Consider the following 10,327-nt stretch of genomic DNA (forward strand, 5'->3'; position numbering starts at 1 on the left):
ACAATTATCACCATCAAATATTATTTGTGAATAAAATGAAGTTGACATTAATAAAAAAAGTGAAATTAAAGCTGTTTTAAGTAAAGTAGTTATTTTTTTCATGGCCCTTTAATTTAGATTAGATACCAATTCTATTTTTTTAATTTAATAAATCGTGTTATAAACAAAATATTATTCAATAATTAAAAATTTTGGGGCTGTAATTATAAGTGATTTGGTGGGGTTAAAACTTTTTTATTGCCTGAGAGGAAACGGCAATAACAATACTTAATTAAAATCGCAAAAATTTAATTCTTAAAATAAAATCGTAATATGTTTTTAAAATAAAAATTGAACGTGAGAGACATTTATCACTTATTGGTAGTAAAATTATTTTTTAAATTACAATCTAAAAATGATATTCATCAATTTACAATATGATTGATATCAGTTTCTCTAATTGCAGAAATTCGCCTTTTATGATTCAAGTTTTCAAGAATTGATACTAAAACAGTTTCATTTTCAGATTGCATATCCAGAAGGACCAATTTCTCATCAGAATTATTGGCATGAGTTTTTTTTAGTTTAAGCTCATTCTTTTCTTGCTATATCTGGTATTTGATATGCATATTCTCTAATTGCAGAAATTCGCCTTTTATGATTTAAGGCTTCAAGAATTGATATTAAAACATCTTCATTTTCAGATTGCATATCCAGAAGGACCAATTTATCATCAGAATTATTTATGGAAGTAGTTTTTAGATTAATGTCTTTATTATATAATACTATTGGTGAGTCTAATATTGTTGTGTTGGATAACAAATTTTTTACCGGTGGTTTAACATCTTTTACTATAGGATAGTCTGGAGAAATATTTGTTGCAAATAAGTTCATTGTTCCTATAACGAAAGCCAAAACCAATAATTTAAATTTTTTCATGACATTTTATTTTTAGTTAGCTATTTGTTTTTAAAATACTTAAAGTAAGTCTTTATTGAATTTTGTAACTTAAATTATGGGGGTTGATGATAACTTAATTATGGGAGGTTGATTGTTTTGTTATTCAAATTTACACTGTGAATATAGGTTTCGCTACTACATCTTCATGTAGTATTTATAATTTAAGCCGGTTTACTGATGTTTTAATTTAAAGGCCTATCACCAATTACAATAAACTCTTCATCAGGTTCTAAGTAAAGTGTCACTTCATGTACCTTTTCATTTTCTTAGTTGTGATTAATTTTACCGATGCCTGAATATAATATATGATTGATATCCATTTTTATATAGCTATAAAACAGCACCTTAATTAACAATTAATTTTAAAAAAATTATTTAAAGCTTTTGTCTAAATTAATTTTATGTTATATATTTGCCATTTACTCACATAAGATGACAGGCAACAGGTTATTATTTTTCTTTTTTTTAGCATTGATTGTTTCTTGCAATTCAACTTCGTCGTTTACTGAAATTAATCCTGCGCATATTGAAAATAAAAAATTTACTTCATCTTTTGTAGGCCAAAAAATAGATGGTATCGATTCCTATATTTCCAAGATAGATTTTAACGCAAATGATTTTGAGAAATTTAATATTGAGGAGTTGGATGAATTGGTAATACAAGGTAAAAAGAGAATCATAACCACAAATGAATCAGACAAAAATATTGTTTTAAAAAACAAATCAATTGTACGGGTAAAATATAAAGATCACTTGCATAATAATTTTATTAAATCGAAAGTTTTTTATTATGACAATGATGAATTGATATGTATTAAAGTTTATGAAATTTTGCCAAACGATTTTAATAAAGCTGCCTTGTATCAAAGAACTATTTATGTTTATAACAACCAGGCAATAGCTGATTCAGATAAATTGAATCAAGCAAACAGCGCCCAACACTTAGTGACTCTCGGTCACGAATACCTTAAAAATGAATATCTTTCACTTAATTAGGGTAAAATAAAATAACCCTTACCCCACTTTCCCAAAAAACAGATTTACGAAATAAGATTGTTTTAAATTTTTGTTTATTTTAATTAAGACTTGTTTTAATTTTATTCGTAAAGTTAAAAATTAACATTATTTTTAAGCATTCTAATTTTATGAAATATACATGAAATCAAAACCAAAATTTGAGACAATCGCTATAAAAAGTACTGAAAATAAATATAATGATTCAGCTCCGGTAAGCACTCCTATTTATTTGTCGAGTACCTACAAACGCAATAGTGACGGATCTTACACAAACGATTTTGTTTATTCGCGTGCCAACAATCCAAATCGTGCCATAGTTGAAGAAGCCATTGCAATATTGGAAAATGGCAAGCATGCATTTGCTTTTTCTTCAGGAATGGCAGCTATTAGCACTGTTTTTCAAAGTCTAAAGGCCGGAGATCATATTCTTTTACCAGACGATATTTATTATGCTGTTAAAAGATTAATGGAAGATGTTCTACAGCGCTGGAACTTGACTTATGATTTGGTTGATATGACCAATATTGCGGCAATTAAAAAAGCCATAAAACCAAATACAGCTATGATTTGGGTGGAATCACCTTCAAATCCTCAATTAAAATTAAGCGATATTTCAGTCATTGCTGAAATTGCACACAAAAACAATGCAATATGCGCAGTTGACAATACTTGGCTAACTCCCGTTTTTCAAAATCCGCTTGAACTTGGCGCTGATATTGTTGTGCATTCAACCACTAAATATTTTGGCGGACATAGTGATGTTATTGGTGGTTGTGTTGTTGTGAATGACGAAATAATTGCAGAAAAAATTAAAAATATTCAAATATTATCTGGTGCTGTACCAGCTCCTTTCGATTGTTGGCTAATAGCAAGAGGAATTCAAACACTTCATTTACGCATTAAAAAACAAACTAAAAATGCGTTTAAATTGGCCAAATACTTGGAAAGTCATCCAAAAATAGAAAAGGTCAACTATCCGGGATTAGAAAGTCACCCACAACATTTATTGGCTAAAAGGCAGCAAAAAAAGGGATTTGGTGCGATGCTCTCCATTTTAATTAAGGGAAGTGAAAGTGAAACTACCGCAATAGCCGCTAAATTAGCCTATTTTACCCTTGCCACAAGTTTGGGCGGCGTTGAGAGTTTGGTGGAACACCGTAAATCGGTTGAAGGTCCAGACAGTCCTACACCCTATAATTTATTAAGGATTTCAGTTGGGATTGAGCATATTGACGATTTGATAGCAGATTGGAAAAATGCCTTATCGAATAATATGATATAATCAATTGTTGATATATCACTATTTTAATAATTCGAGTGAATTACGACTTCTAAAAATAAAGATTTACTTCTCAGTTTTTACCACTTTCATTTTTGGGGAGGTATACAACTCTTCCTTAAAAATTGGTAGCGTAAATTTAATTGTAGTGCCTTTCTCAGTTTTATTTTCAATCCAAATTTCCCCTTGATGTCTTTCAATAAAGCGTTTACAAATAACCAATCCCAAACCAGATCCTTTTTCATTTTCAGTTCCAGGTGTGGATTCAATAAAATCTGATTTAAATAAATTGGCTTTAATCTTTTCATCAATCCCAATTCCGTTATCAGAAACAGAAACTTCAATAAATTCAACTATTGGCTCGGAATAAACATCAATTTTGCCCATTCTTTCTGTAAATTTAATTGCATTGGTAATAATATTACGTAAAATTACTTCAACCATATTTTTATCGGCATAAGCATAAACTTCAGGTGAATGAAAAGAATTTATAGTTATACCCTTCATTTGAGCAATATCTTTTAATTGATTAATTACTTCATCGCAAATAGATGAAATATTGCATAGAATAGGGTTATATGCAATTTTATTGCTATTATCTCTTGCCCAAGTTAATAAGTCTTCCAATAAATTATAAGTATTTCTTGCTTGAGCATTCATCCCGGAAATCAATTTTTCAGCCTTTTCAAAATCCATGTTTCGCAATTTATCTTTTAATAATTTTGTAAATCCTAAGATAGTATTAAAAGGGCCCTTTAAATCGTGTGCAATTAATGAAAACATTAAATCTTTTGTGGCAATGGCTTCTTCAAGTTCTTTTGTTCGTTCCTTTATGATATTTTCCAATTCTAAATTATAGTCTGAGATGTATTTATATAGTTCATTTTTAAATACCAATCCAATAAATTTTTCATTTTCACCAACAGGAAGCACATCCGTTTTAGCGGTATCCATTTTATAAATTGTATCTTCAATGGAAAGCTCGCAATCAACTAATTCTTTTATGGTTAGACAGTCAATAATTAATGTTTTTGGATTTTGAACAATATCCTGGGTTGTTAAAACGCCATAAAAAATACCCCCATCATCTTGAACGGCGATGGCATAATTTTCTAACAATTTTTTTTTAATTGCATTTAGGCCTGAATAAGGATTAACTGTTATAAAATCTTTTCGTATAAAATATTCTATTTTCATTACGTTAAGTTTTCAATACCTGTAAAAAATATTCTAGTTCAGAAAAATATGTTATTTTTCATTAAGTTACATCTTCTACAACTGTAAAAGATGTCATTACTTTAAAATCAACTTTTAAAATTTCTTTTTCCGAAACAAAAGGAAAAACATTGGAATCCAATATTTTAAGTATCCTTTCTTTTGGCATTTTAGCCAAAATTCGTTTATTGATAAATACACAATCAACATTTCCATGATTTGTATCAATGATTTCAAAACCATTTGGAATCAATAAGTCAAAGGATTTAGAAATACCTGTTTTACCATGTGGAGAATTTTTTCCGAGAACCAGGATTTCTTCAAAAGGAGGTAATTTAATTTCCTCAAAACTTAAAGTTACGGAGTATTTCACGTTGTTTTTCATAGTTGAGTTAGTTAAAATGGCGATTATAAAGATACTTATTATTTTTTTATTTTTGTAAAATTGACAAAATAAATGTTTCTAAATTCGCTTTTATCTATTAAATAGCCATATTTTATGCTAAAAAACATATTTCATGTAACTTTAGTGACAAATAATATTCTATTTTATTAAGCTGGAGCCGTTTACTTCTTTAAGTATAAATTCCTGTGCATTAATTAAAATATTAGTCCAATTTTGGTAAAGCAAAATTATTTAAAACACTTGGCAGCTTCATTGCTGCTTCAATTTCTTCCGATTTTCTTGGAGCCATTGCCGATAAAATTACGGGACCTTCTTTGCTTATTAAAATATCATCTTCAATTCTCACGCCTATTCCCCACCATTTTTCATCACAAGCACTTCCAACAGGGATATAAATTCCGGGTTCCATAGTAACCACCATATCCTCTTCAAATTTTTCATAATTTCCGGGGTCATGAACATCCAAGCCAATATGGTGTGATGTTCCATGAGGGAAATAATTGTGCTTACTGTTTTTATCAGGTATTATTCCCAATTCAGCGAGTCCTTTATTGATAATTTTTCTTGCAATATTATTTGGTTCGCTCATTTTATGCCCAATTTTATAGGCTGCTATTCCAGCTTCCTGGGCTTCATAAACCAAATCATAAATTAATTTTTGCGCTTCGGTAAATTTCCCATTCGTTGGAATTGTACGTGTAACATCCGCTGTATACCCGTGATATTCAGCCCCTAAATCCATTAAAATCAAATTATTATCGCCAATATTTACTTTATTGTTTTCTACATAATGCAAAATACAACCATTATTTCCTGCACCTACAATTGACGGATACCCCTCATATTCGGCGCCATATTTTTTGTACACAAATTCATGAACGCCTTGCGCTTCTGTTTCAGACATCTTTGGATTCATGGCTTTCATCATTTCCAATTGCCCTATAGCCGAAATATTGACCGCTTTTTTTAACAACACCAATTCTTCCTTTGTTTTTATTTCCCTTAATGAAGTCATTAATTTTTGAAGCGTTTCCGTATCAATTCTTTTTTTGGTTTCATTGTACATTTTATCATTTGTCGGATTGTTTAAATTGATTAAATCAAAAGAAACTTTTTCTTTAAATACCTTTATCAAATCAAATAAATCGGCCCTTTCTCTGGTATCCCTAACATCATTATTAAAGTTTTCGAACAAAATTTTATCGAATTTGGCAAAATCAATTTCGTAACTTTCAAATTCGCCTCCATTATAAGCCACTCTAAAACCCAATTCGTCCTGTGCACCTTCAACTCCCAATCGCTTTCCATTCCACATTTCAGCATTTTCATTACGTTCCTGAACAAATATTACTTCATTAAAAGTCTTATTTCCTATTGTATGATTCTCTTTAAAAATAAAAATTAAAGCATTTGGTTCTTTATAACCCGTTAAATAATAAAAGTTTGGATCTTGGTGATAAACATAGTTAACATCGTTTGCCCTGTTTCTTACCGGATTTGCAAAAAATACAGCGACACTGTTTTTAGGCAATTTAGCCCGTAGCTGTTCGCGTCTTTCCGAATGAAATTCTTTTTTTAAAAAATCTTGCGGTGTTTCATGATTTTGGGCATAACCAGCTGAATAAAAGAAAAAAAATAAGAGTATTTTAAAGTTTAAATATTTCATGGTACTAGAAATTGATGCAAATAAATCCAAAGATAAAAAAAATAATGTTTTGGGCGATTAATACCGGGCACATAAAAATAATATAAGTCGCCTCATTATTTTGGCTATTATCTTAAAAAGGTAAAGTAATACCAATTCAATTCTTGAATAATTTGTATTTTAGCGTCACAAAACAATTTTAGATGAAAAATACTGCTTTAACTCATATTCATGAGTCATTAGGTGCTAAAATGGTACCGTTTGCAGGCTATTTGATGCCTGTACAATATGAAGGGATAAATATAGAACATGAAACTGTTAGAAACGGCGTTGGTGTTTTTGATGTTTCACATATGGGGGAATTTTATTTGAAAGGAAAAAATGCGTTGGCATTGATTCAAAAAGTAACTTCAAATGATGCCTCCGTATTGGTTGACGGGAAAGTTCAATACAGTTGTTTGCCCAATAATGACGGAGGTATCGTTGATGATTTATTGGTTTATAGAATAAACGAAGAAAAGTATTTTTTAGTGGTGAATGCCGCTAACATTGAAAAAGACTGGAATTGGATTTCACAACATAATGATTTGGGTGTAGAAATGATAAACAGTTCAGATGAATTGTCTTTATTGGCCGTTCAGGGACCGGATGCAGCCAAAGCGCTGCAGTCATTAACAGATATTGATTTATCCGAAATGCAATATTACACCTTTAAAATTGGCACTTTTGCCGGTATTGAAAATGTGATTGTATCCGCTACTGGCTATACAGGTTCTGGCGGATTTGAAATTTACTTTAAAAATAAAGATGCTGAACATATTTGGAATGCAATTTTTAAATCGGGTGAAAAATTCGGAATTAAGCCAATTGGTCTTGCAGCTCGGGACACTTTGCGTTTAGAAATGGGATTCTGTTTGTACGGAAACGACATTAATGATACCACCTCGCCTATTGAAGCCGGTTTGGGATGGATTACGAAATTCACAAAAGATTTCACCAATTCCGATGCCTTAAAACAACAAAAAGCGGAAGGCATTTCAAAAAAATTAATTGCTTTTGAAATTACAGAAAAAGGAATTCCCCGTCATGACTACGAAATAGTGAATGAAGAAGGAGAAGTAATTGGAACAGTAACTTCAGGAACTATGAGTCCGTCACTTAAAAAAGGAATCGGGATGGGTTATGTAAAAAAAGCCTATGCCAAGGTTGGCACAAAAATTTTCATTCAAATTAGAAATAAAGCAATCCCGGCCGTTACGGTAAAATTGCCTTTTTATAAAGGTTAAAAATTTCCGGGAATTTTACCCTGCACACCTTCATAAAATTTATGAAAGAAGTTAAAGTCGTTTCCCATATTATCAGTTATATAATAAGGTTCAGCAACTTTAACTTCTTTATTTTTGAAATCAAATGCAATCATAACAATAGGCACGTTTGCTCCTTTTGCGATATAATAAAAACCTGTTTTCCATTCGGTTACTTTTTTACGTGTTCCCTCTGGAGCCAATACTAAAATTAAATTTTCCTTGGAATTATATAGGTTAACGATAGCTTCAACTTTATTGCTGCTTGTGCTTCTGTCAATGGGTATTCCGCCCGACCATCTAAATATAAATCCGAATGGCGGTTTAAATAAGGAGGATTTCCCAATATAATTTGCAGGTAAACCTTCCGCCCATCTAATTGCAATTCCCAAAGGAAAATCTTGCCAATGGGTATGCGGAGCCGCAATTATGACATATTTTTTTAATTCTTTCGGAAAACTTCCAACAATTTTCCAACCAAAAAGAGTGTGTAATATAAATCGGCCAAATACTTTCATAATGTTTGTTGATAACTCAGTTTCTATTTTTAAAATACCGGTTATTCCGCAAATATAAAATTCTTACTTTTATAAACTAATATTTATTTTAAAATTGTGATGACTGAATTTATTTTATATGTAATAATTGCCTTGGTTTTTTTGGTTCTTGGCTTTATAATTGGCAAATTATTAACCAAAAGCAACTTCGAAAAAGTGACTTCTGAACTGGAAGTCAGAAATAAACTATTACTTGAAGAAAAACATATTAATGAATTAAATATTAATAAGTTAAATCAAGATAAAAATAATTTATATGATGAAAAACACCAAATAGATATCAGGTTAACGCAAAAGGTTTCCGAGTTTAATAATTTGGAAGAAAAGTTAAATGAGAATAAAGCCGAAGTTGAAAAATTACAGGAAAAATTCAGCAAAGAGTTTGAAATTTTGGCAAGTAAAATACTGGAAGAGAAATCTGTCAAATTTACGGAGCAGAATAAAGAAAATCTGAAAAATATTTTAAACCCGCTACAGGAAAAAATACAGACTTTTGAGCGAAAAGTAGAAGATACCCATAAAGAAAGCATTGATTACCACGCCGCTTTACGTCAGCAAATACTTGGATTGAAAGACCTGAACCTACAAATGAGCAAAGACACCATCAATTTAACAAAAGCGTTAAAGGGAGATAGCAAAATACAAGGAAATTGGGGAGAATTGGTACTGGAGCGCGTTTTGGAAAAATCGGGTTTAGAAAAAGACCGGGAATATTTTGTGCAACAAAGTTTTGTAAATGAGGAAGGAAAAAGAATCCTACCCGATGTGGTCATTCATTTACCCGATGGCAAAAAAATGGTTATTGACTCTAAAGTTTCCTTAACTGCTTATGAGCAATATATAAATACTGATGACGACCAAGAAAAATTACAATTTTTAAAAGAACATGTAAATTCCTTAAAACGCCATATTGAACAATTGAGTGAAAAAAGATATGAAGATATTTACAAAATTGAATCGCCAGATTTTGTGCTCTTGTTTATCCCCATAGAACCTGCATTTGCAGTGGCATTAAATACCGACAATCAGTTGTATAATAAGGCATTTGAAAAGAATATTGTGATTGTGACTCCCACTACCCTTTTGGCTACTTTACGCACAATAGATTCAATGTGGAACAATGAAAAACAACAGCGAAATGCGATAGAAATTGCACGTCAGGCAGGTGCTTTGTACGATAAATTTGAAGGTTTTATTTCCGATTTAACCAATGTTGGAAAAAAAATGGATGAAGCAAAAGCAGAATATCGAGGTGCCATGAATAAACTTTTCGAAGGAAAAGGGAATTTAATCATAAGTGTTGAAAAATTGAAGAAAATGGGCGCAAAATCCAAAAAATCATTGCCTCAAAATGTTATAGAACGCGCTGAAAATATTGAGGAGTTAGAAGAATAGTAAAATATAAAAAATCCCGCTCAAGGCGGGATTTTTTATATTTTTTAAGATGTCATTTACTCAACAAACAATGGCAAATCTGACATCATTTCATTTACCTTTTCAGCAATTTCTTCTAGTTTTGCTTCATTTTCATGATTTAGAATAACTTCATCAATTAGATCAACGATGGCAATCATATCATTTTCTTTTAAGCCCCGCGTTGTTACAGCTGCCGTTCCAACTCTGATTCCTGAAGTTACAAATGGTGATTTATCATCAAAAGGCACCATATTTTTATTTACGGTAATATCAGCTTTTACTAAGGCCTTTTCAGCATCTTTACCGCTTATGTTTTTATTTCGTAAGTCAATAAGCATCATATGGTTATCTGTTCCTCCAGATATAATTTCATAACCTTTTTTCATAAAAGCCTCTGCCATAGTTGCCGCATTTTTCTTCACTTGGATTTGATAGTGCAAAAATGAATCGGTTAAGGCTTCCCCAAATGCAATCGCCTTTGCAGCAATAATGTGCTCTAAAGGTCCTCCCTGATTTCCAGGAAAAACTGCAGAGTCAATTAGCGCCGAC

Annotated in this window: 9 protein-coding genes and 1 pseudogene; 4 read left to right on the top strand and 6 right to left on the bottom strand. The window is 31.1% G+C overall.

Translation table 11 applies throughout. The features are described from left to right. Positions 1–570: 570 nt before the first annotated feature. Positions 571–918 (bottom strand): hypothetical protein, encoded by a 348-nt coding sequence (locus tag ABY285_RS11325; protein ID WP_372770129.1) that lies wholly within the window; start codon positions 916–918, stop codon positions 571–573. A gap of 453 nt (positions 919–1,371) precedes the next feature. Between ABY285_RS11325 and ABY285_RS11330 the strand changes: the two genes are divergently transcribed. Both ABY285_RS11330 and ABY285_RS11335 read left to right on the top strand, forming a co-directional pair. Then, on the top strand, positions 1,372–1,935 hold the full coding sequence (locus ABY285_RS11330; protein ID WP_372770131.1) for a hypothetical protein: 564 nt from the start codon (positions 1,372–1,374) through the stop codon (positions 1,933–1,935). A gap of 160 nt (positions 1,936–2,095) precedes the next feature. Continuing rightward, positions 2,096–3,238 (top strand): PLP-dependent aspartate aminotransferase family protein, encoded by a 1,143-nt coding sequence (locus ABY285_RS11335; RefSeq protein WP_372770133.1) that lies wholly within the window; start codon positions 2,096–2,098, stop codon positions 3,236–3,238. Between the two features lie 63 nt (positions 3,239–3,301). Here the strand turns inward: ABY285_RS11335 and ABY285_RS11340 are convergent, their stop codons facing one another. The 3 genes from ABY285_RS11340 to ABY285_RS11350 form a co-directional block, all read right to left on the bottom strand. After that, positions 3,302–4,432, bottom strand: coding sequence for an ATP-binding protein (locus ABY285_RS11340; RefSeq protein WP_372770135.1), 1,131 nt, complete (start codon positions 4,430–4,432; stop codon positions 3,302–3,304). 61 nt (positions 4,433–4,493) lie between these two features. Continuing rightward, positions 4,494–4,835, bottom strand: coding sequence for a hypothetical protein (locus ABY285_RS11345; protein WP_372770137.1), 342 nt, complete (start codon positions 4,833–4,835; stop codon positions 4,494–4,496). 223 nt (positions 4,836–5,058) lie between these two features. Next, on the bottom strand, positions 5,059–6,522 hold the full coding sequence (locus tag ABY285_RS11350; protein ID WP_372770139.1) for an aminopeptidase P N-terminal domain-containing protein: 1,464 nt from the start codon (positions 6,520–6,522) through the stop codon (positions 5,059–5,061). Between the two features lie 182 nt (positions 6,523–6,704). On the opposite strand from ABY285_RS11350, the gene gcvT reads away from it, so the two are divergent. Then, the gene (gcvT, locus tag ABY285_RS11355; RefSeq protein WP_372770141.1) at positions 6,705–7,787 is read left to right on the top strand and encodes a glycine cleavage system aminomethyltransferase GcvT; all 1,083 of its coding nucleotides are present in this window, start codon (positions 6,705–6,707) and stop codon (positions 7,785–7,787) included. Here gcvT and ABY285_RS11360 read toward each other — a convergent pair. Beyond that, positions 7,784–8,323 carry a 1-acyl-sn-glycerol-3-phosphate acyltransferase gene (locus tag ABY285_RS11360; RefSeq protein ID WP_372770143.1) on the bottom strand — a complete coding sequence of 180 codons (540 nt, stop codon included), beginning with the start codon at positions 8,321–8,323 and terminating at the stop codon, positions 7,784–7,786. The two genes, gcvT and ABY285_RS11360, sit on opposite strands and share 4 nt — an antisense overlap. A 99-nt stretch (positions 8,324–8,422) precedes the next feature. On the opposite strand from ABY285_RS11360, the gene rmuC reads away from it, so the two are divergent. Further along, the gene (gene rmuC / locus ABY285_RS11365) at positions 8,423–9,757 is read left to right on the top strand and encodes a DNA recombination protein RmuC (RefSeq protein ID WP_372770145.1); all 1,335 of its coding nucleotides are present in this window, start codon (positions 8,423–8,425) and stop codon (positions 9,755–9,757) included. Positions 9,758–9,813: 56 nt separating this feature from the next. On the opposite strand, the pseudogene glyA reads toward rmuC, so the two are convergent. Further along, positions 9,814–10,327, bottom strand: a pseudogene (gene glyA, locus ABY285_RS11370) (serine hydroxymethyltransferase); the annotation flags it as partial.

This window comes from Lutibacter sp., assembly GCF_041555395.1.
Taxonomy (GTDB): Bacteria; Bacteroidota; Bacteroidia; order Flavobacteriales; family Flavobacteriaceae; genus Lutibacter.